General features: G+C 63.6%; 21 protein-coding genes and 2 pseudogenes. 11 read left to right on the plus strand and 12 right to left on the minus strand.

The features are described 5' to 3' along the window. Positions 1-49: 49 nt before the first annotated feature. Positions 50-1,537: an FAD-binding oxidoreductase gene (locus IVB05_RS30955; protein WP_247779820.1), complete on the minus strand. Its 1,488-nt coding sequence runs from the start codon at positions 1,535-1,537 to the stop codon at positions 50-52. Positions 1,538-1,631: 94 nt separating this feature from the next. On the opposite strand from IVB05_RS30955, the gene IVB05_RS30960 reads away from it, so the two are divergent. Together IVB05_RS30960 and IVB05_RS30965 are read left to right on the plus strand one after the other, a co-directional pair. Continuing rightward, the gene (locus IVB05_RS30960; RefSeq protein WP_247779821.1) at positions 1,632-2,186 is read left to right on the plus strand and encodes a histidine phosphatase family protein; all 555 of its coding nucleotides are present in this window, start codon (positions 1,632-1,634) and stop codon (positions 2,184-2,186) included. A gap of 159 nt (positions 2,187-2,345) precedes the next feature. After that, positions 2,346-2,771: a universal stress protein gene (locus IVB05_RS30965; protein WP_247779822.1), complete on the plus strand. Its 426-nt coding sequence runs from the start codon at positions 2,346-2,348 to the stop codon at positions 2,769-2,771. 440 nt (positions 2,772-3,211) lie between these two features. On the opposite strand, the gene IVB05_RS30970 is transcribed toward IVB05_RS30965, so the two are convergent. Further along, positions 3,212-3,448 carry a DUF1127 domain-containing protein gene (locus IVB05_RS30970; protein ID WP_247779823.1) on the minus strand — a complete coding sequence of 79 codons (237 nt, stop codon included), beginning with the start codon at positions 3,446-3,448 and terminating at the stop codon, positions 3,212-3,214. 180 nt (positions 3,449-3,628) lie between these two features. Here IVB05_RS30970 and IVB05_RS30975 point away from each other — a divergent pair, with 180 nt between their 5' ends. Further along, positions 3,629-4,969 (plus strand): PLP-dependent aminotransferase family protein, encoded by a 1,341-nt coding sequence (locus IVB05_RS30975; RefSeq protein WP_247779824.1) that lies wholly within the window; start codon positions 3,629-3,631, stop codon positions 4,967-4,969. A gap of 2 nt (positions 4,970-4,971) precedes the next feature. On the opposite strand, the gene IVB05_RS30980 is transcribed toward IVB05_RS30975, so the two are convergent. Both IVB05_RS30980 and IVB05_RS30985 read right to left on the minus strand, forming a co-directional pair. Then, positions 4,972-5,580 carry a YdcF family protein gene (locus tag IVB05_RS30980; RefSeq protein WP_247779825.1) on the minus strand — a complete coding sequence of 203 codons (609 nt, stop codon included), beginning with the start codon at positions 5,578-5,580 and terminating at the stop codon, positions 4,972-4,974. 94 nt (positions 5,581-5,674) lie between these two features. After that, on the minus strand, positions 5,675-6,280 hold the full coding sequence (locus IVB05_RS30985) for a hypothetical protein (RefSeq protein ID WP_247779826.1): 606 nt from the start codon (positions 6,278-6,280) through the stop codon (positions 5,675-5,677). A 70-nt stretch (positions 6,281-6,350) separates the two neighbouring features. Here IVB05_RS30985 and IVB05_RS30990 point away from each other — a divergent pair, with 70 nt between their 5' ends. Continuing rightward, on the plus strand, positions 6,351-6,785 hold the full coding sequence (locus IVB05_RS30990) for a hypothetical protein (protein WP_247779827.1): 435 nt from the start codon (positions 6,351-6,353) through the stop codon (positions 6,783-6,785). A gap of 20 nt (positions 6,786-6,805) precedes the next feature. Here the strand turns inward: IVB05_RS30990 and IVB05_RS30995 are convergent, their stop codons facing one another. Both IVB05_RS30995 and IVB05_RS31000 read right to left on the minus strand, forming a co-directional pair. Beyond that, complete coding sequence (locus tag IVB05_RS30995) at positions 6,806-9,208, minus strand: EAL domain-containing protein (protein ID WP_247779828.1); 2,403 nt, start codon at positions 9,206-9,208, stop codon at positions 6,806-6,808. Between the two features lie 175 nt (positions 9,209-9,383). Further along, complete coding sequence (locus tag IVB05_RS31000; RefSeq protein ID WP_247779829.1) at positions 9,384-9,890, minus strand: ferritin-like domain-containing protein; 507 nt, start codon at positions 9,888-9,890, stop codon at positions 9,384-9,386. Positions 9,891-10,269: 379 nt separating this feature from the next. Here IVB05_RS31000 and IVB05_RS31005 point away from each other — a divergent pair, with 379 nt between their 5' ends. Beyond that, the gene (locus tag IVB05_RS31005; RefSeq protein WP_247779830.1) at positions 10,270-11,325 is read left to right on the plus strand and encodes a YbhN family protein; all 1,056 of its coding nucleotides are present in this window, start codon (positions 10,270-10,272) and stop codon (positions 11,323-11,325) included. Between the two features lie 97 nt (positions 11,326-11,422). Then, a complete protein-coding gene (locus IVB05_RS31010; protein ID WP_247779831.1) occupies positions 11,423-13,411 on the plus strand; it encodes a hypothetical protein in 1,989 nt (662 codons plus the stop codon). A 61-nt stretch (positions 13,412-13,472) separates the two neighbouring features. On the opposite strand, the gene IVB05_RS31015 is transcribed toward IVB05_RS31010, so the two are convergent. After that, on the minus strand, positions 13,473-14,081 hold the full coding sequence (locus tag IVB05_RS31015; RefSeq protein WP_247787147.1) for a DUF2147 domain-containing protein: 609 nt from the start codon (positions 14,079-14,081) through the stop codon (positions 13,473-13,475). A gap of 125 nt (positions 14,082-14,206) precedes the next feature. Then, positions 14,207-15,235, minus strand: coding sequence for an NAD(P)/FAD-dependent oxidoreductase (locus tag IVB05_RS31020; protein WP_247779832.1), 1,029 nt, complete (start codon positions 15,233-15,235; stop codon positions 14,207-14,209). Between the two features lie 159 nt (positions 15,236-15,394). Between IVB05_RS31020 and IVB05_RS31025 the strand changes: the two genes are divergently transcribed. Further along, positions 15,395-15,850: a thioesterase family protein gene (locus IVB05_RS31025; RefSeq protein ID WP_247779833.1), complete on the plus strand. Its 456-nt coding sequence runs from the start codon at positions 15,395-15,397 to the stop codon at positions 15,848-15,850. Then, positions 15,847-16,956 carry a CocE/NonD family hydrolase gene (locus IVB05_RS31030; protein ID WP_247779834.1) on the plus strand — a complete coding sequence of 370 codons (1,110 nt, stop codon included), beginning with the start codon at positions 15,847-15,849 and terminating at the stop codon, positions 16,954-16,956. The genes IVB05_RS31025 and IVB05_RS31030 overlap by 4 nt, the downstream gene beginning before the upstream one ends. A 14-nt stretch (positions 16,957-16,970) precedes the next feature. Here the strand turns inward: IVB05_RS31030 and IVB05_RS31035 are convergent, their stop codons facing one another. Together IVB05_RS31035 and IVB05_RS31040 are read right to left on the minus strand one after the other, a co-directional pair. Beyond that, on the minus strand, positions 16,971-17,291 hold the full coding sequence (locus tag IVB05_RS31035; RefSeq protein WP_025588945.1) for a 2Fe-2S iron-sulfur cluster-binding protein: 321 nt from the start codon (positions 17,289-17,291) through the stop codon (positions 16,971-16,973). 139 nt (positions 17,292-17,430) lie between these two features. Further along, a complete protein-coding gene (locus IVB05_RS31040) occupies positions 17,431-17,808 on the minus strand; it encodes an Hpt domain-containing protein (RefSeq protein WP_247779835.1) in 378 nt (125 codons plus the stop codon). Between the two features lie 391 nt (positions 17,809-18,199). Here IVB05_RS31040 and IVB05_RS31045 point away from each other — a divergent pair, with 391 nt between their 5' ends. From IVB05_RS31045 to IVB05_RS31055, 3 genes and pseudogenes are all read left to right on the plus strand, one after another. Continuing rightward, positions 18,200-23,539, plus strand: a complete 5,340-nt coding sequence (locus IVB05_RS31045; RefSeq protein WP_247779836.1) for a negative regulator of septation ring formation — start codon at positions 18,200-18,202, stop codon at positions 23,537-23,539. An 873-nt stretch (positions 23,540-24,412) separates the two neighbouring features. Further along, a pseudogene (locus tag IVB05_RS31050) lies at positions 24,413-24,712 on the plus strand (hypothetical protein); the annotation flags it as partial. A 26-nt stretch (positions 24,713-24,738) separates the two neighbouring features. Further along, positions 24,739-24,825 (plus strand): annotated as a pseudogene (locus IVB05_RS31055) (VapC toxin family PIN domain ribonuclease); the annotation flags it as partial. 208 nt (positions 24,826-25,033) lie between these two features. On the opposite strand, the gene IVB05_RS31060 reads toward IVB05_RS31055, so the two are convergent. Both IVB05_RS31060 and IVB05_RS31065 read right to left on the minus strand, forming a co-directional pair. Continuing rightward, entirely contained in the window at positions 25,034-25,741 is a 708-nt protein-coding gene (locus IVB05_RS31060; protein WP_247779837.1) for a hypothetical protein, read from the minus strand. Continuing rightward, positions 25,734-26,291 (minus strand): hypothetical protein, encoded by a 558-nt coding sequence (locus IVB05_RS31065; RefSeq protein WP_247779838.1) that lies wholly within the window; start codon positions 26,289-26,291, stop codon positions 25,734-25,736. Before IVB05_RS31065 ends, IVB05_RS31060 begins: the two co-directional genes overlap by 8 nt. Positions 26,292-26,308 lie beyond the last annotated feature (17 nt).

Genomic DNA, 26,308 nt, shown 5'->3' on the forward strand with positions numbered 1-26,308 from the left:
GAGGCGGGCGGAACGGTTCGCCATCAAGTACGGCCCACGGGCGCCGACGTTACACGGAACCGTCCCGGATTTTCTCACTTTCCTGCGAGGGAGCCGTTGATATCCCGCCGTCCTGCGCCGCTACCGGCCGCGGAGGCTGTGGACGCACCGGGCGCGGCCCAGCCGGCGGACCACGCGGCGGCCTGGTTCCGGCCTGCCGGTTGGCCTCCGCCAATCGCGCCTCGCGCACGCGTTCCCGGGCGCGGGCGCCTTCGCGGTAACGGGCCAGCGCGCCGGCCGCGGCGGAATGGCCTCGCGCCCACAGGCCGATCAGATGGCCGGCGGCGCGGCCGGTGGCGCCGCCCGCCCAGACCAGTTCGAACGGCGAGAACAGTTTCCAGCGTTCCTCGCCCCACAGAATGCTGCGCGCGATCACCTGCCCCGCCATTGCCGAGGTGTTCAGACCATGGCGGCCGAAGCCGCTGGCGACCCACAGCCCTTTGCGCAACTGGCCGATCTGCGGCATGCCGTGCACGGTCACCCCGACCGCGCCGCCGAACACGTCCGAAATCGCGACCTTGCCGAGCCCTGGAAAGATCGTGGCGATGCGGCGCTGAATAGCGGGGCCAAAGCGGCGCGGCCGCGCCTCCCAGGTGGTTTCCGGGCTGGCCCACATCAGCCGGTCGCCGTCGACGATCCGGAAATGATCGATGCCGTCACTGTCGGCTACCGACCCTTTGAAGGCGATCACCTCGCCCAGCCGCTCGCCGAGCGGCTCGGTCACCGCGGCATAGCGCCAGACCGGCAACAGCGTCTCCGATAGGCGCCGCGCCGGTGCGCCGAGATGAACGTTGCCGGCCAGCACGATGTGCGAGGCGCGCAGCCGCGCCGACGGCGTCACGATGCGCTTGCGAATCCCGGACGGATCGATGCTGACGACCGGCGTATCCTCGAAGATGCGCGCGCCCGCCCGCCTCGCCTGCGCGGCAAGACCGTGGATGTATTTGCGGCCGTCGATCTGGAACGCGCGCGGATAATAGATGCCGTGAAAATAGCGTGCGGTGCCGAGTTGCTCGCGCACGCGATCGATCTGCCATCCCTCGACTTCGGTCTCGAAATCCTCGCTCAGCGTCTGCAGGCGGCTGATCAGCGTTTCGCCGGCATCGACGTTGGAAACTTCCAGTGCGCCCTCACTGAGCGCAATGCCCGGCATGGCTTCTTCGGTGGCCGCAGCACGAACATAATCGGCGCCCTCCTTCGACAGCGCCCAGAGCTCGCGGGCATCGTCGAGGCCGACGCGCTCGATCAATTCGTCAATTGGAAGGCTATAACCCGGCATGACCGTGCCGAGCTGATGGCCGGACGCGTTCCAGCCGACATAACGGCCTTCGAGCACGGCAACGCTGGCGCCAAGGCGCGCGGCCTCCAGCGCCACCGTGAGGCCGGCAAGTCCGGCTCCCACCACGCAAATGTCAACATCCAGGTCGAACGAGAGACGCGAGCGAAAAGGCCCGTCGTCGTCGGGGCCGTTGGTCGCACTTGTGAAAGTCTCGAGCATGACGTTTCTTACGGACCGCTGCGGGGATTGTCACCTTGTCCCAGGCATGAGCTTGTAGATTAATCCAGACTGAGACCGAATCGAGATCGCGCCCATGCGCCGTTTGATGCTGCTGCGTCACGCCAAGACCGAACACCACGCGCCTTCGGGCCACGACCAGGACCGCCGTCTCGACGAGCGCGGCCGGCTGGATGCCGCCGCCATTGGAACCTGGATCGGCCGGCATCCGCCCTTGCCTGACGCCGTCCTGGTTTCGACCGCGGTGCGGGCGCAGCAGACCTGGGAGATCGCGTGCGATGCGATGAAGGATGCAGTGCGGGAACGGCTTCCGAAGCCGCAGGTCGAATGGCTCGACGAACTCTACGGCGCCGAGCCGGCGCAGCTCCTGCGGATCATCCGCATGGCCGAGGTCACCGATCCCGCCCGATTGATGCTGATCGGCCACAATCCCGGCATGCATGAGTTGGCCTTGATGCTCGCCGGCGGCGGCGACGCAGCGGCGAAGAAGTCACTTGAAGACAATCTGCCAACCGCTGGCCTTGCCATCCTGGATTTTGCGATCGAGGACTGGAACGAGGTGGCGTTCCGGCGCGGCAAACTCGTGCGCTTCACCAGCCCGAAATTGCTGAAGCAGGCGCTGGACGATTGAGGGAGGCGGACATCCCTGCCCCGCCATGCTAAGCTCGTCACGACACGGTTTTCGAGCGAATTAAGAACAAGTTCGCGTAAAAGAAAACACGTCAAAACAAAAGGCTGGAGCCCGATCCTGACAAGTCAGGACCGAACGGGCTCAAGCCAGGAGGCGCAGATGTTCAAGTCGATTCTCGTGCCGATCGACCTGTCCGATACCGATCTGGCCAAGCCCGCGATCGCGACCGCGGCAACGCTGTCGCAGACCTGGAACGGCACGGTGCGCCTGCTCAACGTATTGCCGATGACGCCGGTGATGCTGGCCGAATATGTGCCGGCCGATTTCGACGCCCAGCAACGCGCCACCTCGGAAGAAGCGCTCACCATCGTGGCGAAGGAATCCGGCATCGAGGCGTCACGCATTTCCGCTGCGGTGCGGCAGGGCGGCATCTATCACGAGATCCTCGAAGAGGCGGCGGCGATCAAGGCCGACCTGATCGTGATGACCTCGCACCGGCCAGCGATGCGGACCTATTTCCTCGGTTCCAACGCCGGCCACGTCGTGCGCTACGCCAGATGTTCGGTGCTGGTGGTGCGGCATTAGTTGGAGTGCAAAGCACTAACGATCTCGTATCCCGGACACCGTGCGGATGCGCGTCGGCGCTGCACCCAGACACAAAATATCGAAAACAACCCCATGCAAAGTAGGACGGATCGCACGCGGCCTCGGCGCGGTCCAACGGCGCGACCAGCGCGATCAACGGCGCCAGCGCGGGCAGCTTCAAATGGCGGCGGGCCAACAATTTCATTTCCATCTCCAGGTTCGCTTGATTCCGCGCTGATCGTTCACGTACCGATCGCGCGCGAAATCTGCGTCCTAGGAACCTAGGAGACGGCCGCTCGCTCCCATTCTATTCTGGGTGGTGGGATATTTTCGCTACGCTGCGTCATCACGCGTTGCGCGATACGCGATCCGACAAACAATTTCGGCCCGGTCGATTGACCGGGCCGGCTGGCATTGCAAATCGATGAAGCCGGACGCCCTCACATAATGCGCCCGAAATCCGGATCGACGGTGCCGCGCACGGCCGATTCAATCCGGCTGCGCTCGATGCCGATGTCGCGGAGCGCGCGATCGTCCAGTTCGCTCAGCGTCTGGATGGCCTGGCGACGCGCAAGATAGGTGACGATGCCGTTTACCCAGCTTCCGAGAACGCGGAAGAATCCGCCCGGGACGCTTTGGGGAGCAGGTTGGCCTGCCGTCGAATAGATCGTGGTCATCGCACTTCTCCTTGCTTTCACGCGGCAAGCCGCTGCCGCCGGCGCAAACGCCTGCGAGAGCGTTTGCATCCAAATGGACCGATTGTTTTGCACCCCTCTCAGTGCAATCTCTGGCTTGATGGGTTCAAAATGATCCGATACAATCCTCGGTGCAAGGAAAACATTGCTCTCGGTGCAATAATGTCAAAGTTCGAGTACCTGAAGCTTGCCGATACCGTCGCCACCGAGATCGCCAATGGCGCGCTCAAGCCCGGCGACCGCCTGCCGCCGCAGCGCAGCTTCGCCTATGAGCGGAAGATCGCGGTCTCCACCGCGAGCCGCGTCTACACCGAGCTGTTGCGCCGTGGCCTCGTGGTCGGCGAAGTCGGGCGCGGCACGTTCGTTTCGGGCGAGACGCGCCGCGGTATCGCCATGCCGACCGAGCCGCGCGGTGCGCGCATCGATCTGGAAGTGAACTATCCGATCCTGCCGACGCAATCGGTGATGATCGCAAGAAGCCTTGCCGGGCTGGAGCGTCCCGAAGTGCTCGATCTCGCGTTGCGGCACTCGACCACGACAGGCACGCAGGCAGCACGGACGATTTCCGCCGAGTTTCTCTCCCGCGAGGACTGGTCCCCGGCCCCCGATCAACTGGTCTTCACCGCGAACGGCAGGCAATGCATCGCCGCCGCACTCGCGGCGATGGTGCCGAGCGGCGGCCGCTGCGGCGTCGAGGCGCTGACCTATCCCTTCATCAAGGACATCGCCGCCAGGCTCGGCGTCACGCTGGTGCCGCTCGCGATGGACGAGAACGGCGTTCGCCCGGACGCAGTGCAGAAGGCGCACCGCGAAGCGCATTTGTCGGCGCTGTACGTTCAGCCGACGATTCAAAATCCGCTCGGCATGACCATGCCGCTGGCGCGCCGGGCCGATTTGCTGCGCGTCGTCGAGAAGCTCGGCCTCACCGTCATCGAGGACACGGTCTATGGCTTCCTCGACGAAGAAACGCCGATGGCTGCGCTCGCGCCGGATAGCTGCATCACGCTCGACAGCCTGTCGAAGAAGGTGGCGCCCGGCCTTGCACTCGGCTTCATCGTTTCGCCGCCGCGCCTGCGCGAGCGCATCATGGCCGCGGTTCGATCGGGCGGATGGACGGCTTCTGGATTTGCCTTTGCCGCCGGACAACGGCTGATGGCTGACGGCACGGTGGCCGAGCTGTCACGCCTGAAACGGATCGATGCGGCGCGGCGCCAGCAGATGGCGGCCAGATATCTCGCCGGCTTCGAAATCCAGGCGAACGCCAAATCCTACCATCTCTGGCTCACTTTGCCCCAGCATTGGCGCTCGCAGACATTCGTCGCGGCCGCGGCCCGGCGCGACATCGCATTGACCCCTTCGACCACCTTCGCCGTGATCCCCGGCCATGCCCCCAATGCCGTCCGCCTGGCGCTCGGCGCCCCCACCACCGAACAGCTCGATCTGGCGCTGCGAACGCTCTCGGGAATGCTGACGGCCAAAGAAGACGTCGATACGACTGAATAGATTTATCGGCCGCGCGTCTCGCTCGCCGGCCACTCCGCGATAAAGCCCCTCGCCTTGTACGGCTCGATCTTGTCCCATTCCCTAAGCATGCGGCGGCTGAATTCCGCGTCGGTGTGCCAAAGCGCCCGCGGCGTCTCAAAACTGTCGACCATGACCAACATCTTCTCCACTTCCGGCCAGTGCCGGTGCAGCGTCATCGGATAGCGGCGCGCCGTCCAGCTATTGCCGAGACAGATCGCGCTGCGGATGTTGGCGAGCCCGAGCGCTCGGTCGATGATCGGTAGCGAGAAGATCACGTTCTCGCCGGTGTTCATCGCACGATCCTCCCGCAGGATGACGTCGGCAGGAACGCCGCGCGCGACCATTGCACCCACAATGATCTCGCATTCCGAAAGCTCCGATCCCGGCGTTACGCCGCCGCTTACGATCGCCCGGCGAAAAAACCCTTCGCGCCACAGCCGGCAGGCTTCATCGACGCGCTCCTCGACATCCTCACGCGTACCGAACACGAACAGCAGGTCGGCCGGCCGCAGCGGCGTCTCGATCAGATGCCGCGCATTGATCGCGGCAATCTCGGCTTCCGTCGGCGATCGCGTAAGCTGGGTTGTCACGGCAACTCGCGTGTTATCAGGAACTCCGCACAGAGTGCCGTGCCCTGCGGCACCTCGCGAAATCACATTTCGTGTCGCTTGATTGCGAAGCCGGCTACGGCAGCAGCGTCTCGGGAAGCGCGTCGAACGAATATCTGCGCGGCCGGTTGCGCTTGATGAAGCCGCCGATGGTCCAGGCAAACCAGATCGCCATGCCGACCAGAAACAACGCACCGATGAATTCGGAAGTCGCAAGCGCCCGGACGAAAAGTCCGACCATGGCGACGGCCAGCAACGCCAGCATCGCAACTGCCACGGCATAGGTCACCGTCCCGATGCCGCCGGTCAGGGAAGCCTTGCTGCCGGCCGCCTTCATCCTTCGATGCAGCTCGGTGATGAAGGCGCGGTAGCCATGGTCCTGCGGCGTCATCAGCGAGACGGTCTGCCAGGTCGTCGAAAGGATGGCGATCCGGCCGCCGCCGGTCCTCGCGATATCGGCGCGGAAGCGGCGGGATTGCATCGACATCGGTCGGTACGACAGACGGATCGAAGCGATATCGGCATACGGCCACACGCCGGACCGGCGGCCGATCCGCCACGACAATCCGGCCTCCGTCAGTTCGAATTGATACGCCGACGAGATCAGTGACGCCTTGTAGACGTAGCTGATCGTGCGCGCCCCCTCGCCTTCCCCGGCCTGGTTCGGTAGTGATGTCGGCAATCCAAAATATCCCGTGTCGTTTGAAACCGCCTGCTTGCGCGGCGAGCCGGCTTTACCTTACAAGCGGGCCATGGCCGAGACGACTTATTTTCCGCGCCGCCTGATCCTGGCCGGCGCGATAGTTTCCGGAGTGCTGCTGGCGCTGGCCGTGCACATGCTGGGCGCGCGTTACGGCCTCGATCTCGGCGGCCTGTGGCGGTCCGATACCAGCGAGTTCATGCCGGCCAGCGCGGCGATCGCATGGTGGCTGATCGCCACGGTGGGCTTTTCCGGCGGCTACTTCACCGCCAACCTGATGCACAGCGCGGCCTCGGGCCAGATTCCGCAGCGGATGCGCCAGTTCCTGATCACCGTCGGCGTGCTGATCCTTGCCGGCGCGGGACAGGCCGCCTCGGCGCCGAGCCCCGTTCCGACCATTTCGGGCGTGCTGGCAGGCCTTGCAGCCCTGTGCCTCGGCGCGGCAATGGCGTTCTGCGGCGCGCATTTCGCGTTGCTCAAGGCCTGACGAAACAAGGCTTGAGAAAACTAAGCGACGACCCGGGCCCGTGCCTTGGACAGCATCGTTTCCACCTCGGCTGCGGGACGCGGCGGGCTGAACAGATAGCCTTGCGCCTGTGTGCAGCCTTCCTGGCGCAACAGTTCGAACTGCGCGTCGGTCTCGACGCCTTCAGCCGTGGTGACGATGCCCAGGCTCTTGCCGAGGCCGGTCACGGCGCGGACGATCGCCATCGAATCATCGCGCGTCGCCAGTTCAGTGACGAACGAACGGTCGATCTTGATCTTGTCGAACGGGAAGCTGCGCAGGTAACTCAGGGATGAATATCCGGTTCCAAAGTCGTCCAGCGAAATCCGGACGCCAAAGGCGCGAAGCTCGTGCAGAACCGAAAGCGTTGCCTCGCTGTTCTGCAGCAGCACCGATTCCGTGATCTCGAGCTCAAGCCGGTGCGCCGGAAGACCGGAGGCTTTCAGCGCCTCCTTCACCGACAATACCAGGTTGGGATTCTTGAACTGCACCGGCGAGAGATTGACGGCGACGCCGACATCCTGCGACCAGCCGGCCGCGTCCATGCAGGCCTGGCGCAACACCCAGTCGCCAATCGGCACGATCAGGCCGGTCTCTTCCGCCAACGGAATGAAGTTGATCGGAGAGATCATGCCGCGTAGCGCATGCTTCCACCGCACCAGGGCTTCGAAAGCAACGACGACGTCCTTGGCGACGTCGCGGATCGGCTGGTAATAGACCTGGAATTCCTCGCGCTGCAGTGCTGCGCGCAAGTCAAGTTCCAGCAGCCGCCGCGCCTGCGCGCGGGCGTCCATCCCGGTCTCGAAGAAGCGATAGGTGCCGCGGCCGTCCTCCTTGGCGCGATAGAGCGCGAGATCGGCTTTCTTGAGCAGTTCGTCGGGATTCTTGCCGTCCTCCGGCGCCAGCGAAATGCCGATGCTGACGCCGATGACGAGCTGGTGCCCGGCGATTTCGTACGGCGCGGAAACGCGCTCGACCACATGACTGGCGAGCAAGGCAACGGCGGATGGATCGCAATCGTTGCAGAACTGCACGATCGCGAATTCGTCGCCGCCGAGCCGCGCCACCGTATCGTGCTCGGTGATGCATTCGCCGAGGCGGCGAGCGACTTCCTTCAGGAGCGCGTCGCCGACCGGATGGCCGAGCGAATCATTGATGTCCTTGAAGTGGTCGAGGTCGAGACAGAGCACCGCAAGCTGATCGGCGCGTTTGGCAAGCCGCAAGGCTTTTTCGAGTTGCTCGCGGAACAGTGTCCGGTTCGGCAGATTGGTCAGCGCGTCATGGCGCGCCATGTGCGAGATCTGTTCCTGGGCAGCCTGCCATTCGGTGATGTCCTCGAAGGTAGCGACCCATCCGCCGCCCTTCATGGGCTGATCGACCACGCGGATCGAACGTCCATTGCGGCTCACCGTCCTGGTCACGCTGTTGCCGGCCTTGGCCGCAGCGATCACGCTGGCGACGAACTGATCGGGATCGCCGTCCCATCGATCAAGCGCCTTCTGCTGCCGGAGTACATCGAGCAGCAAACGACCCTGGAGGGCCATACCGGTCCGCCCCATCATTTCGGCATAGCGATCGTTGTACAAGAGGATGCGGCCCTCCGCATCGAACATGGAAAGTCCCTGCGACATGTTGTCGAGCGCGGTGTCGAGCAGGACTTTCTGATTATGGAGTTCGCCTTTCGCGCGGCGGTCAATCATGGCCGCCAGCAGCGATAGACCGAGAATGGCGAAGGCCGCGACCGCCGTCAGGAACGAAAGCGCGGTCGGAGAAATCGACAGCCCGTCGCTACCGAGGGTCGGGTCGGGAATGAGCGTGACGGCGCCCATCGCCGTGAAATGATGCGAAACGATGGCAACCGTCAGCAGCCCGGTGGCGGCCACGGTGTGAACGGGATTGTCACGACGTACGGCGACAAGAAGCGCCATGGCCGCAAACAGGCTGCCAAACACAATCGAGGCCACAACGATGCCGGGCGACCACACAATGAACGCCGGAAGCTCGAGTGCCGCCATGCCGGTATAATGCATCGCTGCAACACCGCCGCCAATGACGGCGCCGCCAAGGGCAACCACCGATTGGCGCGCACTGGACAATGCGATGCAGAGGCCGATGGCGACGATGGTTATTGCGAAGACCAGCGACAACAAGGTGACGGGTATGCTGTACCCGGCGCCTGAGCCGGGATCGTACGCCAGCATCGCGACGAAATGGGTAGCCCAGATTCCGCAGCCGCCGACGGCCGCATCGAGGCCGATCCAGGTCGCGCGCGTTCGGCCGCTCGACGCCCTGGCCCGATGAAACAGGCTGATGGCGACCGCGCTGGCAAGCCAGCAGATGGTGCCGGCAAGCAGGACCAGCCTCCAGTCATGCTCGGTGGTGAGACAAGTCAGGACACGATACATTACAGACCCCCGGGGTCTGTAACAGCAGTCCTATTCGTATATTTGAGGTAACCGCCGCGGTTCAGTTGCGCGGATGGTGAACAAACGCTTTTGGCATGCCAGGCGGCGACCCGGCATGGAAACGCCCGCGCGAGGCGCTCCCCGCGCGGCTTTTTGCCTCATTCGACGGGCGAGATCAGCTTGCGGCCCGCAGGTTGACCCTGCCTTCCGCCAGCGAGGTCAGCTTCTTGTCGGCCGTCTTTTCCTCGTCGAGCGTCTTCTGCAGAATGCTGGCGCAGTCATTGCGTCCAAGCTGCCGCGCCCACGCGATCAGGCTGCCGTAGCGGGTGATCTCATAGTGCTCGGCGGCCTGCGCGGCGTTGATCAGGGCTGCGTCCAGCACGGCTTTGTCAGCGACCTCGCCCGCGACGTCGTCGGCTTCCTCGATGATACCGTCGATCGCCGGGCAATCCACCGCCTTCACCTCGGCGCCGTGCATGCGGAATATCTCCTCGAGGCGCTCTACATGCGTCCTGGTTTCGTCGAGATGGGTCAAAAAGCCCTGCTTGAGCAGCTTGTCGGTCGCTTTTTCGGCCATCTTGGGCAGGGCCTTCACGAGTTGTTTCTCGGCGTAATAGATGTCCTGCAATTGGTGGATGAACAGGTCGTTCATGGTCTTGATGTCTTTGGTGAAGAGTCCCATTGCGGTCGTCCTTCATTTGGGGAACATCAGGCGCAGGCCTTTTCCCGGCCGGATATCCGCTTCATGTTCGATGCTGATGGGAGCTAACCGGCTTGCGAAAAGGATGTTCCTGAAGGCCTCGAAAACGCCGTGATGGAACGGACGGAACGGCAAAAAGAGCACGCGGAACGGACCTCGATGCGACTCAAAATCGTTAACGCGGCGACATATGTAGGGCGTATGACAAAGACGGCGAACGAAGCCAAAAGGCATGCTTGTCAAGGGCTGCACAACGGCCTGGTTTTGGCTTATGGATTTCGCGCACGGTGCCTCTGACCGTCGACTGTCACCCTTCGTGACAGGTCCCATCTTTACGTATTGCCCCCCGCCGGGAGGATGAATGCATCGGCTGCTGACCGCGCTCGGGCGTGGCTTCAAGGAGAAGATCGGCTGGAAACGGCTAGGGATCGCTGCGAGTCTCCTCATCATCATTCTTGCGGTCACCCATTTGGTTCGCACCCTGAAGGGGGTCGACACCGGAATTATCCTGACCGCGCTGACGGAGATCGCCCCGCATCGCATCGCGCTGGCCGCGCTGTGCGTGGTGGGGGCATTTTGCACGCTGACCTTCTATGATTTCTTCGCATTGCGAACCATTGGCAAGACGCACATCCCCTATCGCATCGCCGCGATGTCGAGCTTCACCAGCTACACCATCGGGCACAATATCGGCGCCACCGTCTTTACCGGCGGCGCGATCAGGTTCCGGATCTATTCCGACTACGGCCTGAGCGCGATCGATGTCGCAAAAATCTGCTTCCTCTCGGGCCTCACCTTCTGGCTCGGCAATCTGTTCGTGCTCGGCTGCGGCATGGCCTGGCATCCCGAGGCGGCGTCGTCGATGGACCTGCTGCCGCCGGCGATGAACCGGCTGATCGCGCTCGGCTGCCTTGCCGGCATCGCCGCCTATTTCGTCTGGCTGCTGATGGGCGAGGGTCGCCGCGAGCTCGGTCAGAACGGCTGGAAGGTGGTGTTGCCCTCGGCGCGGCTGACGCTGCTGCAAGTCCTGATCGGCGTCGTCGATCTCGGCTTCTGCGCGCTGGCAATGTATCTGTTGATGCCGACCGAGCCGCATATCGACTTCGTTTCGCTCGCGGTGGTGTTCATCCTGGCGACGCTGCTCGGCTTTGCCAGCCATGCCCCCGGCAGCATCGGGGTATTCGACGCCGCGATGCTGGTGGCGCTGCCGCAGTTTGGCAAGGAAGCGTTGCTGGCGACGCTGGTGGTGTTCCGGATCCTGTACTTCCTGATCCCCTTCGGCATCTCGATTTGGATCATGGGCATACGCGAACTCTGGCTAAGTGTGCTGCAACCCTGGCTGGAACGGCGCCGGCTTGGCGAAGCCTGTACGGCCAAGGCCCGGGTGCGGCCACCGATCAACGGCCGGCAATCCTGAGGCTGGTAACGGCGTCGTTATCTGCGCCGTCTGGTCTTTTGAGGCAGAGCTGCCTCATTCTCTTATTTCTGCCTTACCGCTAACGTCAAACGGCGCCATGGCTGGAATACTCCTACGTTCAATGATGTCGGTCGCGCTGGTTGCCGGCGCGCTGGTTGGAATGTCCACGTCCGCCGTGGAAGCCCAGACCGCCGGCGGCTACGGGCCGCTGCAGATTTCCTGGGAGGTGCGCAACCGCTTCCGCCTGTTCCGCGAGGAGCGGGATTTCCTGCTGCACGCCGAAACCGGGCGCGGCCGCGGCGTGCTGGCCTCGGAGCAGGCGCTGGCGATCCAGAGCGACGGCCGCGGCTGGGCGCGCAACACAGTGAACCGGCTCTGCATCGATCTGGCCGGCCGCGTCAGCGAGCCCTGCACCCGCGACAACGTCAAGGAAAGCTACCTCACCCCGATCGATCATCCGGTCGTGATCCGCCTAACCGGCCCGGTGCCGGTCGGCGCCACCTGCGCCTGGACGGTCGACGATGGCGACGGCCCGCAAACTTCCACCTTCGACTGCGCCGAACCGGTCAATCTCCGGGTCCGCTACGGCCGCACCACGGTGGTGACCGCCGACGTGTCCAGCTCGGATGGCAGTCAGCGCGTTTTCACCGAGATCGCGGTGCGCGACATCTTCATCGCCGGCCTCGGCGACAGCGTCGCTTCCGGCGAGGGAAATCCGGACCGGCCGATTGCGCTGTCCGATGAAGGCTTTTGCTTCCGCTCTTATCTTGGAACGGCTGCCGCGCAATATTACCGGCCGAGCCGCGCCGGCTATAAAGGCGGGCGCGCATGCGAGGCACCCGACACGCTGCCGGTCTGGCAGCGGCAAAGCGCGCTCTGGTTCAATCCTGCCTGCCACCGTTCGCTCTACAGCTATCAGACCCGGACCGCGCTGGCGCTCGCCGTGCGATATCCGCACATCGCGGTGACCTATCTGCCGCTGGCCTGCACCGGCGCCACCATCGCCGACGGGCTGTTCGGCTCGCAGCGCGCCCGCGACTGCCTGCCGTCGAAATCGGGCGGCGCGTGCCAGGGCACCGTCAACGGGCAACTGGCCGAACTGCGCGAAGCGGTCACCGCCGCGAAACGCCGGCAACCAGACCGCAAGCTCGACCTGGTGCTGCTGTCGGTCGGGGCCAACGACATCTATTTCTCCGGCCTCGTCGCCGACGTGATCGTGGACACGGCAACCGAACGCGCGCTGTTTCGGCGCAGCGGCGTCATGGCTTCGGTGGACGACGCACGCAGTGCGATGACGCGGGACCTGCCGCAGGGCTTTGCCAAGCTGCGCGAGGCGCTGAAGCCACTGGTCGGCGGCGACCTGTCGCGGGTGGTCTACACCTCCTACGCCAATCCGACGGTGGCGAATGGCGGCGCGCCCTGCCCTGGCGGACGCGCCGGCTTCGACATTCATCCCTCCTTCAATGCCCAGCCGCAGCGGCTGGCCGCCGTGTCGAACTTCGTCGAAAGCGAATTCCTGCCGCAGTTGAGAGGGCTGGCGCTCTGCGAGGGCGGCATCCTGTGCCGCAATCCGAGCACCGACCGCATGACCTTCGTCGATAGCCATCAGGCCAGCTTTGCCAGCCACGGCTTCTGCGCGCGCGCCGAAAGCGATCCCGAATTCGACCGGCAGTGTTTCTCGGCAACCGGCGACAGCTTCGATCCGGATATCGTCACGGCCGCCAGCCAGCCGATGCTGTGCGGCCGCAGCGCCGGCGAGTACCGCGCCTATCTGCCGCGCGCGCGCTGGATCCGCGATGCCAACGACAGCTACTTCGCAGCGATGACCTATCCGCAAGGCCTGCCGACGTCGCAGCAGCCGGCCGACATCCATGACGCAACCTGGGGCGTGCTGTCGGCGGTCTATGGCGGCGCGGTGCATCCGAGCGCCGAGGGCCACGCCGCGATGGCGGATGCCGCCGTGCCGGCCGCCGCCGCCGTGCTGCAGCTCGATGCGGCGGTGCCTGAAGTTACGTCGCAACCGGTGGCGCCGATGCCGGTGGCGCCGGACGCGCCGCGGCCACCACGCAGAACCGGCCTGAACTAGCGCGTTTTCCAGCGAAGTGGAGACACCGGTTCGCGTCAGGAAAACGCGTCAAATCAAAAATCTAGCGCGCAGGTGCAGGAACTGGTGCCGGCGCAGTGGTCTTCTTGGGCGCTGCGGGGGCCTTTGCCGAACCGGCCGGTGGCTTCATCGCCGAAGCCTGCGCCGGCAGATATTTTGCGATGATGGCGGGATCGAGCTGCGCCATCGCCGTATCCGGCAGGCGGGTCCAGACCTCATCCTTGCCCAACAGCGAGATGCCGAGATAGCCGCGCATCGTCAGCGTCTGCCCATCGGGGCTGAGCGTCATCTTGGCCTTGTAGATCTTGCCGTCGCGCGGATCGAGCACGTTGCCGTTCTCGTATTTCAATCCGTCGCGCTTCATGTCGCGGATGAAAGCGAGCCCGAGCCACGGCGCATCCTTTCGATCGTCGGTGCATTTCGAGCAGACCGGATTGGGAGGATCGCCGGCCTCGAGAAAAAGCTTGGCAAACGCACCTTCAAAGAGGCCGTCGCGATCGACCACCAGGAACCATCCAACCGGCTTGCCTTTCTCGACCTTCTCCCACAGCCCGGCCGCAGACGGTTCCACCGGCTGCGCGGCGAGTTCACCGGCAAACGCGAGCCCGATCACGATCGGAAGTATCAGTTGAAATCCGGCCAGCTTGCGCATCGTCATCACCTGATCCAATCCTCTAAATGAATGGCCGCAGACTAAGGCCATTTCGCGGACGGTTCCAGCGACGATCGCCGCGCGTCCCGGCAACGCTCCGCGAGCCCAACTGTCATTTTTTGGGATCAGTTGACCCCGAGCTTCTTCTGCAGGCTCGACGACGAGGTGGTGTACTGGAACACCAGCCGCTTGTCCGGATAGACGTAGCGGTGCGCCTTCTGCGCCATCAGCGCGCCTTCGTGGAACCCGGACAGGATCAACTTGAGCTTGCCGGGATAGGTGTTGATGTCGCCGATCGCGAAGATGCCGGGAACATTGGTCTCGAACGCCGCGGTGTCGACCGGCACCAGATTGTTCTCGAGCGCGACGCCCCAGTTCCCCACGGGGCCGAGCTTCATGGTCAGCCCGAAGAACGGCAGCATCGAATCGCAGTCGACCTTCGACACGGCGTTGTCGTTGCCCTTCATCATGGCGCCGGAGAGCTTGCCGCCCTCGCCCTCGAGCGAAGTGACCTGACCAATCTTCAGATCCATTTTTCCGCCAGCCACCAGCGCGCGCATCTGCTCGACGCTGTGAGGCGCGGCGCGGAAATCGTCGCGCCGGTGCAGCAGCGTCACGCGTTTCGCGATCGGATGCAGATTGAGCGTCCAGTCGAGCGCGGAATCGCCGCCGCCGACGATCAGGATGTTCTTGTCGCGGAACTGCTCCATCTTGCGCACGGCATAGAAGACCGAGGTGCCTTCATAGGCCTCGATGCCCGGCACCGGCGGACGCTTCGGCTGGAACGAGCCGCCGCCCGCTGATATCGCCACCACCTTGCACTCGAACACCTGGCCGGCATCGGTCGTCACGCGAAAGCCGGGATCGCCGATCTTCTCGATCGTCTCCACCATCTCGTTGAGATGGAAGGTCGGATGAAACGGCTTGATCTGTTCGAGAAGCGCGTTCGTCAGGCCCTGGCCGGTGACGAAGGGAATGCCGGGAATGTCGTAGATCGGTTTTTCCGGATAGAGCTCGGCACACTGGCCGCCGATCTTGTCGAGGATGTCGACCACATGCGCCTTCATGTCCAAGAGGCCCAGTTCGAAGACGGCAAACAGGCCGCACGGACCCGCGCCAATAATCAGCACATCGGTTTTGATCGCTTCGCTCATGTCAGCTTCTTTTCGGTTGAACCTGGCGGGAAGGCCGCATCTGTCTAGCCAACCCGGCGGCATCAGGAAAGCCATAATATGGCGTTCGCGACGGCGGCAACCCCTTGCCGTCATTCGACAAGTGGGCTGTAAGGGAACGAAATTTTCGGAGATGACCCCGTGAACGCCCCCTTGCGTCCCGACGCGACCCCGCGTCTGGAAGATTTCCCCTATCGCCTGTCGGACAATGTGAGATTTGCCGACCTCGATCCCAACCAGCACGTCAACAACGCGGTCTACGCGACCTATTTCGAAACCGGCCGCGTCACGCTGATGAAGAACCGCAGCTACGGGCTGATGCCGGAAGGGCTCGGCTGGATCATGGTGCGGATCGATATCCATTTCCGCGCCGAGTTGCACTGGCCGGGCAAGATCGAATTGGGGCTCGGCGTCGCCAAGTTCGGCCGCACCTCGGTGAGCTTCGATCAGGTGGTGTTTTCCGAAGGCAAATGCATAGCATCAGCGCGCGCGATCACCGTCCTGATCGACGAGACCACGCGCAAGCCGGCGCCGCTGACACCTGAGCTGAAGGCGAAATTTGCGCCGTGGATCCGCCGCGGCGTGGACCCCGGATGAGGCGTGCCGCGCTGCTTCTTCTTGCGTTCGCCGGCGCCGCGCTACAGCCTGCCGCGGCGGCGGACTATCATCGCGAGGACCTGCGTATTCCGATGGAGGCCGCGGGCCCGCGCGGACTTGAAGCGATGCTGCTGCGGCCGTCGGGCACGCGCCGCTATCCACTCGCCTTGATCAGCCACGGCACACCACGCGAAGGGTCGGCGCGGGCGCCGATGTCGCCGTATCGATCCTATCGGCAAGCCCTCGAATTCGCCCGCCGGGGCTTTGCGGCACTGGTCTTCATGCGCAGAGGCTACGGCGATTCCGGCGGCCAATATGCCGAAAGCAGCGGCCCATGCGGCCAGCGCGAATATTTGCGGGCGGCATGGCAGTCGGCCAGCGATCTGCGCGCGGCGATCGAGGCCATGCGTAGCCGGACCGACGTTTCGACCAACGGCATGATCGCGGTCGGCGTCTCCGCCGGCGGCTTCGCGTCGTTGGCGCTGACCGCCGATCCGCCGCCGGGACTCGCCGCCGCGATCAACTTCGCCGGCGGCCGCGGTTCGCGCGCCGACAATGACGTCTGCGACGAGGATGCGCTGGTTCGCGCTTTCGCCACGCTGGGCAAGACGTCAAGGATTCCGACGCTGTGGATCTACGCGCAGAACGACAAGTTCTTCGGGCCCGAACTGGTACGCCGAATGCACACCGCCTTTACCGGCGCCGGCGCGCAAGCCCAATTCGTCGATTTCCCGCCCCATGGCGATGACGGCCATTCGCTGTTTTCGCGCGGGATAGCGCTCTGGACGCCCGCGGTGGATAGCTTCCTGCGCGATCAAAATCTGGGAACGCGCGATATCGCCGCGATGCCGCCGCCATCGCCAATACCGCCGCCGCCGCAATTGCGCGACAAGGGGCGCGCAGGCTTTGCGGATTATCTCTCCGCCAGCCCGCATCGGGCCTTTGCCGTCTCGCCAAAAGGAGCTTTCGCTTTCCGCGGCGGGCGCCGGTCGACGCGCGAAGCGGCGGAGGCTGCCCTCGCCGCCTGTGCGGAGTACGCGGCCGATTGCACGCTATATGCGGTCGACGACCTTCTCGCGGAGACCGCCAACACCGGATCGCGCTGAATGTTTTTCGGACTTCAGGCCTGCCGTTCCGGCGTCGATACCACGAGGCCGTCGAGGTCGTCGCTCACCTTGATCTGGCACGACAGGCGCGAGTTCGGCCGCACGTCGAAACCGAAATCCAGCATGTCTTCTTCCATCGGGGTCGGAGCGCCGACCTTCTCGCGCCAGGCTTCATCGACATAGACGTGGCAGGTCGCACAGGCGCAGGCGCCGCCGCATTCGGCTTCGATGCCGGGAATGGCGTTGCGAATCGCGGCTTCCATCACGGTCGCGCCGTTCTCGACTTCAATGGTTCGTTTTTCGCCGGTATGGTCGACAAAGTGGATTTTGGCCATGATCGCTCGTGCTGCCGGAATATGTAAGGAAGGTCCCGGCAGTCCTATAACTGGTCGATCCGCACAGCGCCAGCGGTCGGGACGAAAACCTTAAGGTGGCACTTTACCGGGATTTTGGCCGATACGGACCGCTTTCCGCTCAGGAACGGCGCAGAACCGCCTCGATCGCCGCCCGCGCCTCTGCAACTGCCTCGCCGAGTTCGGCGACCGCAGCGGACGCATCGAAGCCTCTGGCGATGGCCGCCTCCAGCCCGGCTGCGGCATCGGCGACGGCAAAAGCGCCGATCGCGCGGGCCGAGCCCTTGAGCGTATGCGCCAGTGCGCTGGCATCCGCAGGCATGGCAGTGAGCGTGCCCACCAGTCTTGCCGACTGGGCCACGAACATCGCCAACACCTCCTGCTCGAGGCCGGCATCGCCGAGCGTCATGCGGTTGAGATGTTCGAAATCGATCGGCCCGTCATCGGGAGCCAGCGGCGGCGATGGCATCCATTCTATCCGTTCGAGATGAAGCGGCATGACTGAAGGTCCGGATCGCCTCGCCGCAGCGATTCGGAGAGGCCATTTTCAACAGCCAATCACGGCACCGGTTAACGGAACGTTCTCCGAACTGAACACATCTTCGCCTTATTTTAGACACCAATCTGTCGCGATCGACGATTCGGTTCCAGAAATCTGTGTATCCTTAAGGCCTTAAGGAACAAAGCTGTTAACGATGATTAACAATGTCTTAATCGCGGCCATTTCATTCGTATCGCTCAACCAATAGGATGTTTGCGGATGTAGCGGACAAGCTGCCGGCGGGCACGCTTGCGGTCCGCTGGGGGTTATGAATCCGGCTTCGAGCTTGCGGGGGCATTTTTTGCAAGAACGGCCGGATGCGTAATAGTTAAGAGGGCTCAGACTGAACATGGCGAACAATCCCAAGAAGGTCAAAGATCCCACTGAAGTCGCGCTCTCCGCCATTCAGGAAGCGCTCAACATCAGCGATACGACCGTCGACAGCAGCCGAAATTCGCTCGGCGGCGAACTCCCGCCGCCTTCCATGCCCGCCGCGCCCGCCTATTCCGAAACGCCGTTCGACACGCGCGGAAGCGCGGAGCGACAGGTGTTCGATCCGATCGAAGAGCCGCGCAGCCCCCGCCGTGCCGCCAATGACGATCGCGAAACCATCGGACAGATCCTGCAGGCGATCCAGAAGAACCAACCTGCCCGCAGCGTCTACACGCTTGCCTCCGTGTTTGGCGGCGTCTGGGTGATCGGTTGCGGCCTGCTGACCGTGAGCTTCCTGCCCGCGCTGCAGGCGGCGATCGGACAGAGCGGCGGCGTGCTGGTGCTCGCCGGCCTTGCCGCGTTGTTCTTTGCGCCGGTGCTGTTGTTCTATTTCCTCGCCAGCCTCGCCTGGCGTGGCCAGGAAATGCGGATGATCGCGCAATCGATGGCGCAGGTCGCGATCCGCTTCTCCGAGCCCGAGGGAGCCGCCGCCGATTCGATGGTGACCGTCGGGCAAGCGATTCGACGCGAAGTCGCCGCGATGGGCGACGGCGTCGAGCGCGCGATCGCGCGCGCCGGCGAACTGGAAACACTCGTCGCCAATGAAGTCGCAGCCCTCGAGCGCGCCTATTCCGACAACGAGGTGCGGATCCGCGCGCTGCTGCAGGACATCGCCCATCAGCGCGACAACCTGGTCGGCCAGGCCGAGCAGGTTCGCAGCGCCATTTCCGGCGTTCAGATCGACCTGCGCCACGACATCGCGCTGATCTCGGACGCGATCGCCTCGCGTGTCGACGAGGTCGCCAAAAGCATCACCGGCGCGCTGGAAGAGCGCGGCCAGCACATCACGAGCGCGCTCAGCCATGCCGGCGACAACATGATCCTCGCGCTCGGCGAGCGCGGCGGCGACCTGCTCGACCGCCTGGAAGAAGCCAGCGCCGAGACCACGCGCGCCGTGCTCGACGCCTCCGAGCGGCTGACCACCAGCCTCAACTTCAAGACCGGCCACGTCCACGACGAGTTCGTCGATCTCGCCGATCGCGTCCACGAGATGCTGAACGAACGTATCGACCGCATCACCGGCGAATTCGAGCAGCGTTCCTCGACCATCGTCGACGGCATCTCCGACCGCACCGAGCAGGTCCACGACTCCCTGAAGAATTCCTCCGACTCCCTGCTGCTCGAACTCGAACTGCGCTCAGGCGATCTCGTCAGCAAGATCGACGATGCCGGCAACCGCCTCGCGAGCCGCATCCTCACCTCCGGCGACAAGGCCAGCGACGCGCTCGACGTGACCGTGAACACGCTGGTCGCCAAGGTGATCAGCCAGACCGAAAACGCGCACGACAGCCTCGCACTGCAGATGAGCGCCTATGACGAACTGGTGAAGAACCAGGGCAGCGAACTTGCTGAAAAATTCGCCCGCGACAGCGGCACGCTCGGCGCGCTGATCACGCGCCACATCTCCGAGTTCGATCGCACCGTCAAAACCTTCGGCGGCGAGATCGTCGAGCGCATGGGCGCGCGGACCCAGGAGATCAGCGACAGCCTGAAGAATTACGTCGACACTTTCGACACTCGCCTGGTTGCGAACAGCGGCGAGATCACCGCCTCCCTCGATCAGCGCCTGCTGCAGTTCGAAACCACGCTCGGCACCCGCGTCAGCAACCTCGATACGTCGCTCGAAAACAAACTCAAATGGTTCGATGAGACCGTCGACGGCCGTCTGCAATCACTGGAGACGACGTTCGACACCCGCGCCAAGTCTGTCACCGAGACCATCGACAACCGCCTCAGCACCCTGACGGGCTCGCTGACCGACGGCGCGGCGCAGGCGATCCAGTCGATTGACCAGCGGCTTACCCTCCTCACCTCTTCGCTGACCGAGGGCACCGCGCAGGCGATTGCAGCGGTCGACCATCGTATTGCCAACGTCACCGAAACCCTCGACGGCCGCAGCGCCTATCTGACCGACACCATCCAGGCGCGGTTCCAGGAAATTCATCAGGGCATTGAGACGCGAGTTGGCGACATCGCCAGTGGACTCGAGACGCGGGTCGGCGGCATCGCCAGCGGCATCGAGACCCGGGTCGGTGACCTCGCCAGTGGCATGGAGACGCGGGTCGGCGCCATCGCCGGCGACATCGACACCCGCGTGGCGCAATTCGAGGATCTGCTCGGTTCGCGCATCGAGGCCGTGGCCGGCCGGATCGAAAGCAGCGGCCGCCAGGCCAGCGAAGACCTGATGTCGCGCGCCGAAATGCTGTCCTCCGGCATCAAGTCGCATGTCGAGGACGCCGAGCGTTCGCTGACAAATCTCGTCGTCAACACCGCAGAGACCATCCAGACCGGCGCGCGCACCGCGCAGCAGGCGCTGCTGACGGTTTCCTCCGATGTCGGCGCACAACTCAAACTGACCTCGGCCGAGGTCGAAGCCGCCCTCACCGCCGTCGGCACCGGCGCGGCCACTTCGATCCTCACCAGCGCCCAGGATGCCCAGACCACGCTGGTGTCGGCCTCCTCCGAGGCAGCTTCGCAGATCAAGTCTCTCGCCGCCGACGTCGAGCGCACGCTCTCGGCCGCAGGCGACGCCACGGCCGCCTCCGTCCTGTCAGGGGCGCGCGAGGCGCAGACCACGCTGGTGACCGCATCCGCGGACGCGGCAAGCCACGTCAAGTCGCTCGCCGCCGACGTCGAGCGTTCGCTGTCGATCGCAGGAACGGCGACCGCCGAGGCCGTCACCGCCGGCGCACGCGAAGCCCAGAGCACGCTGGTCGCTGCGTCTACGGAAGCCGCCACTCAGGTCAAGTCGCTCGCAGCCGACGTTCAGCGTTCGCTCTCGATCGCCGGAACGACGACCGCCGAGGCGATCACGGCGGGCGCCCGCGAGGCCCAGAGCACCCTCATGAATGCGTCTGCCGAAGCATCGAGCCAGGTCAAGTCGCTCGCCGCCGACGTGGAGCGTTCGCTCTCGATGGCCGGCAATGCCACCGCCGAGTCGATCACGACGGGCGCGCGCGAAGCGCAGAACACGCTGATCACGGCGTCGACCGAAGCCGCCAACCACGTCAAGTCGCTGGCGATCGATGTCGAACGCACGCTGACCGCGGTCGGCGCCGATACCGCCGCCTCCATCCTTGGCACCGCGCGCGAAGCCCAGAGCTCGTTTTCCGCGACCTCCGCCGACGCCGCGAACCAGATCAAGGCGATCGCCGCCGATATGGAGCGTTCGCTCGGCGTCGTCACCGCCAGCACCACCGACACCATCCAGACATCAGCGCAGAACGCGCAGAGCGCGCTGGTCGCCGCAACGAACGAAGTCAGCACCAAGGTCAAATCGACCTCCGCCGATATCGAGCGTTCGGTGCTCGCCGCGAGCAGCAATTTCGGCTCGACGATGACCGGCAAGACCGACGAAATCGTCACCTACGTTCAGCAGCAGACCGACCGTCTGGCGCAGATCGTCGACAGCCGCCGCGGTTCGCTGGTCGAGGCGCTCTCCACCAGGACCACGCAACTGACGACCGACATCGACCGCGTCACCGCCGACGCGTTGAAATCGATCGAGAGCCGCGGCCAGGCCTTCTCGCAATCGATGTCGACCCACGGTTCGGAAGTCGCGCGCACGATCACGTCCGCAGGCGACCTCGCCACCGGCGCGGTGGCCAAGTCGCTGAAGGACCTCGAGCAGTCCTCGCGTTCGGCCATCGACCAGTCGCGTCAGGTTTCGATCGCCGCCGTCACCGAAATGCAGGAGACCAGCAAGATCCTGCGCACCGACACGGTGGCGCTGTTCGAACGGCTGCGTGAAGGCAACATCCTGCTGCAGGAAGTGCTGACCGGCGCCCACGACAATCTCAACTCGCTGGAGCGCGCGCTGGTGACCCGCGTGGCCGACTTCGTGTCCGCCATGAACGACGTCACCGCCCGCAATGGCATCGCCACGCAGACCCTGGAAGACCAGCTCACCGTCTTCAACAGCAAGACCACGAAGGCGTTGGAGGATCTCGGCGCGCTGTCGAGCGAGTTCGAGAAGCACGGCAAGGAGCTGGTCGACGCAGCCGGCGTGGTCGAACAGGCCAACCGTACCACCTCGACCTCGGTCGCCGACCGCAAGTCGCAGCTTGAATCGCTGGTGACCACCATCGACCTGCGCACCACCGACCTCGACCAGCGGCTGTCGCGTTTCACCGGTCTGCTCGACGAATCGCTCGCCGCGGCCGAAGAGCGCGCCCGCGATATCGCGCGCGTGGTCGCGGAAACCGCGGGCGCCGGATCGGCTGCGATCAGCCGCCAGTTCGAAGCGGTGCGCACCGCGGCCGAAAACGAGCGGCAGCAGACCCTCAATGCGATGAACGACCTGTACCAGCAGAGCAACCATGAGACGGATGCGATGTTCAAGGAGTCGACCGAGAAGTTCGGTGCGATGGTGCAGTCCATGAAGCAGATGGCGGCCGAGATGCATAACGAGCTCGAGGCAACCCGCAACGAGCTGCGCCGCGGCGTGCTCGAGATGCCGCAGGAGGCCGCCGACAACACCGCGCAGATGCGCAAGGTGATCGTCGACCAGATCGAGGCGCTCGCCGAGCTCAACCGGATCGTCGCCCATCATGGCCGCGGCCTCGACGTCGTGACCTCCGGTCGTGCCAGCGTGCAGCGCCAGGAAGAGCCCGTCGCGATGGCAGCCGCCTCCGGCGGCCGCAACGAGGTGCGCATGCGCGACGCCGGCAGCGCATCGACGCTGCCGCCGCCGGATCTGGGTATGCCCGCCGCGCGCCGCGCCGAAGCCCCGCCGGTCTCGCCGGCAAGCCAGGATGCTGGACGCGGCGACGGATGGCTGTCCGACCTGCTCCACCGCACCGATAACGCCGGCGGTGGCGGACGCGAAGCGCCGCGTGGCCGCCCGCCGCAGACCCCCGCCAATCCGCTGGAGTCGCTGTCGCTCGACATCGGCCGGCTGATGGATCGCAACCTCGCCTCCGAAATGTGGGACCGCTACCAGCGCGGCGAGAGCAAGGCGTTCACCAAACGGCTCTACACGCCGGCCGGCCAGAAGGCGTTCGACGAAGTCGCGCGCAAATACCGCGCCGACCGCGGCTTCAAGCAGACGGTCGACCGCTATATCGCCGAGTTCGAACGGCTCCTCGACGAAGTCGCGCGCGAGGATCGCGGACCGCAGGCGCTGCGCGGCCACCTCACCTCGGAAACGGGGCTGGTCTACACCCTGCTCGCGCACGCGGCGGGGCGGCTAGGGTAAACGGCGAATAGCGAATGGCGAATGGAAACGGCGGCCTCCGTTTTGTTTTGCAGACGAGCCAATTCGTTGGGACCGTCATTGCGAGCGAAGCGAAGCAATCCATTCTTCCTTTACGTGGCGACATGGATTGCTTCGCTTCGCTCGCAAATGACGGCGCTCAATTTCAGATACGTGTTCGCGATCCCGCGGCTCGATGCCCGGGTTGTGCTGGGAACGTTTCGCCCCGATCAGAGGGCGCAGGGAACGCCGGGTGCTTGCTGCACCCGCGGTCTCGCGTGCGAAGTGTAAAAAGAAAAGTGCACACGAGCATACAGGTACAGACGGAGCATCCCGACGTTCCCTGCGCAATGGCCTTACGGCTTATGCCGTGCTCTCCCCGGCGACGAATTCGTCTTGTCACCGTCGCCAGCGAATTAACGGTTTATCGAAATCCCGGTTGGGCTTCGCAAACCTCCGCCGACTTGACACCAGCAACGGGTGCCAGGACCACACGGTTTTGCCGTACGCGACTGCATCAGTCGTCTGCGCGCTGTGATCGCTCACGGAAGACCCGCCCTGCGATCAGGATTGCGCGCCCGACGCTGCCGCGTCCACCGCAACCTGCCCCAACGTTCGTGACGATGGCCAACGCCCCTCTTCCCGGGACAGGATGGCGGGATTTCTAGAACTGATTTGGGGTCGCGCCAAAGCGGATTATTTTCGCGAGCGGGACTGGACTGGGCAAATCACCTTGAAGTCGTTGCGAAAAATCGCGAGGACGCGCACGCCGGTTTTTGCCCGTCGGGCTGCGCTCAGGCGGCCTCGCAGACCTGCGAAACCCGCAACTAGCGGTCGATCCAATTTCTGGATATAGCTGGAAACCGGGCGCACTCGATGGATAATACCGCACAGAAGAGAGCGCTCCGGAATTATCGGACCCAGCTGGTCAAGCGCGGCATGGCTCGATTTGAGGTTCTCGGCCTTGATGCCGACCGCGACCTGATCCGGTCGCTGGCAAAGCGGCTTGCGGAAGACGATCCCGAAGCCGCGCGGATTCGGAAGGCTGTCAGCCGGACCCTCGCGGGCGAACCGCCGAGGAAGGGCGGCATCCTCGCCGCGTTGCGCCGCTCGCCGCTGGTCGGGGCCGATCTCGATCTCGCCCGATCGCGTGAAACCGGACGCAAGATCGACTTGCGACGCGCTATCTCCTCGACACCAACATCATCAGCAATGTCACGAGGCCCAGTCCATCCGCGACGCTGATGGCGTGGATGGCGAAACAGGTTGACACCGACTTGTTCATTTCCGTCCGCATAACTGCGTCGTGGTTATAGGGAAGCCCATCATGGCAGACGTAATTCTCGCGAGTGAACAATTTCCAGTTGCGACGCACTTCTTTGATGAGGCGCTGTAGCGACAATCAGAGTGCACACCCCGGATGTTGCTTCGCTCATCCGGGATACGCTTGCTGCGTGCGCCCCCTATTGCCGCCTCTGTCCGCTCGGGCCACACTTGCTAATATCGGAGACCAAGCGATTGAATCGAGTTTGGAACGGACAGGTTTCCGGTAGCCAAATATCGAGACAAATTTCCAGCTGCGTCGGCATTGAGCATCTCGACACGAGAACTTGACTCGCCACATCCGAAGGGAAGAAAAACAGACTTGGCCGAGCTATCTAACCCGGTAAATAGGGATGATGGGTCTATTTCGTTGCGGGTCACAAGTGTCCATTCGGAGCCCGCGATTTTGTATAATTGTTGCTGCACCGAAGAGCTAACATCGACGGCGCAGCCCGCGCTATTCGGGATTGCAGCAGTTTTGGTACTTATAAATCCCTTGTAGGTAATGAGTGCAGGAGATCCATCCGGCAGGTTGATCTTTTCTATTCTATAGTTGATCGCGAAGCCTTTTGGAGTTTGGCGACTCAAGACGCGCAAAGTCACCTTCGATTGACACGGCTCATCTGTGGACTCAAAATAAGATCCCTTGTCGAAGGGCCTTGCAGCGAGTACTTCGCCCGACTTGCACGAATATTCCTTCGTAAGAGCGCCGTTCTCGTCTGTATCACCGAGCACGGCTGGCGACGGGCCGGATTTGTAGACGACCCGGCTCCGAATGCCCTTATTGCTTTCGTTTAGAACCGTGACAGTCAACGTATCCGCAAAGCTGGGGGTTAAGCCGCACGTCATTCCAAAAATAATCATCGCGAGATGTTTAGTCATAGCGAACCACCGGTTTTCTTCTCGCCGCGATAACCCATATTACTAGCAATGCAACAATCCAGAAAATGGCCAAAGCGGCCAGAATCTGAATGTGATATTCGACGATAATAGTTTCGATACTTGGCTTGATGGCGTAAACGGTCTGGTCCGGCGATGACAGTCGCAAGCTCGGCTCTTTAGAGCCAGTATAGTCAGCCGATATTTCTATCTGCCACCCGGGTTGGAATTCTGGGAACGTGAAGGCGAAAGTCCGGCCCGCGACCTGATATGGCTGGTCCCCTTCTGAGGCTGGCTGAACCGGTATAACAGCGCCTGTCGTGATAACGCCATCTGATGGAGCGGTCAGGATCAATTGCAACTGCTTGAAGGTTTTATCACGCGTTATGTTCTTGAAGGTAAGATATATGGTTTGACTGTCTTTGGTGGCGATCCGTTGAACGCTGTATTTTACTATAGGGGTGCTCAGCAACCGATCAGCCAGATGCGTCGCGGCCCAAGTCAGGCCAGCCACCACAATCGTCACAATGTAGGGAGCCTTGTCGCTGAGCATTTTTGCTTTCCGTGCCG

Origin of the sequence: Bradyrhizobium sp. 170 (assembly GCF_023101085.1) — a bacterium.
Classification (GTDB): Bacteria; Pseudomonadota; Alphaproteobacteria; order Rhizobiales; family Xanthobacteraceae; genus Bradyrhizobium.

Coding starts and splice junctions, on each gene's coding strand:
- IVB05_RS30955 (WP_247779820.1), bottom strand. CDS start 1,537: ATGCTCGAGACTTTCACAAGTGCGACCAACGGCCCCGACGACGACGGG.
- IVB05_RS31000 (WP_247779829.1), bottom strand. CDS start 9,890: ATGGGACTCTTCACCAAAGACATCAAGACCATGAACGACCTGTTCATC.
- IVB05_RS30990 (WP_247779827.1), top strand. CDS start 6,351: ATGGCCGAGACGACTTATTTTCCGCGCCGCCTGATCCTGGCCGGCGCG.
- IVB05_RS31020 (WP_247779832.1), bottom strand. CDS start 15,235: ATGAGCGAAGCGATCAAAACCGATGTGCTGATTATTGGCGCGGGTCCG.
- IVB05_RS31040 (WP_247779835.1), bottom strand. CDS start 17,808: ATGCCGCTTCATCTCGAACGGATAGAATGGATGCCATCGCCGCCGCTG.
- IVB05_RS31060 (WP_247779837.1), bottom strand. CDS start 25,741: ATGACTAAACATCTCGCGATGATTATTTTTGGAATGACGTGCGGCTTA.
- IVB05_RS31045 (WP_247779836.1), top strand. CDS start 18,200: ATGGCGAACAATCCCAAGAAGGTCAAAGATCCCACTGAAGTCGCGCTC.
- IVB05_RS31005 (WP_247779830.1), top strand. CDS start 10,270: ATGCATCGGCTGCTGACCGCGCTCGGGCGTGGCTTCAAGGAGAAGATC.
- IVB05_RS30975 (WP_247779824.1), top strand. CDS start 3,629: ATGTCAAAGTTCGAGTACCTGAAGCTTGCCGATACCGTCGCCACCGAG.
- IVB05_RS31010 (WP_247779831.1), top strand. CDS start 11,423: ATGGCTGGAATACTCCTACGTTCAATGATGTCGGTCGCGCTGGTTGCC.
- IVB05_RS31065 (WP_247779838.1), bottom strand. CDS start 26,291: ATGCTCAGCGACAAGGCTCCCTACATTGTGACGATTGTGGTGGCTGGC.
- IVB05_RS31030 (WP_247779834.1), top strand. CDS start 15,847: ATGAGGCGTGCCGCGCTGCTTCTTCTTGCGTTCGCCGGCGCCGCGCTA.
- IVB05_RS30960 (WP_247779821.1), top strand. CDS start 1,632: ATGCGCCGTTTGATGCTGCTGCGTCACGCCAAGACCGAACACCACGCG.
- IVB05_RS30970 (WP_247779823.1), bottom strand. CDS start 3,448: ATGACCACGATCTATTCGACGGCAGGCCAACCTGCTCCCCAAAGCGTC.
- IVB05_RS31015 (WP_247787147.1), bottom strand. CDS start 14,081: ATGCGCAAGCTGGCCGGATTTCAACTGATACTTCCGATCGTGATCGGG.
- IVB05_RS30995 (WP_247779828.1), bottom strand. CDS start 9,208: ATGTATCGTGTCCTGACTTGTCTCACCACCGAGCATGACTGGAGGCTG.
- IVB05_RS30965 (WP_247779822.1), top strand. CDS start 2,346: ATGTTCAAGTCGATTCTCGTGCCGATCGACCTGTCCGATACCGATCTG.
- IVB05_RS31035 (WP_025588945.1), bottom strand. CDS start 17,291: ATGGCCAAAATCCACTTTGTCGACCATACCGGCGAAAAACGAACCATT.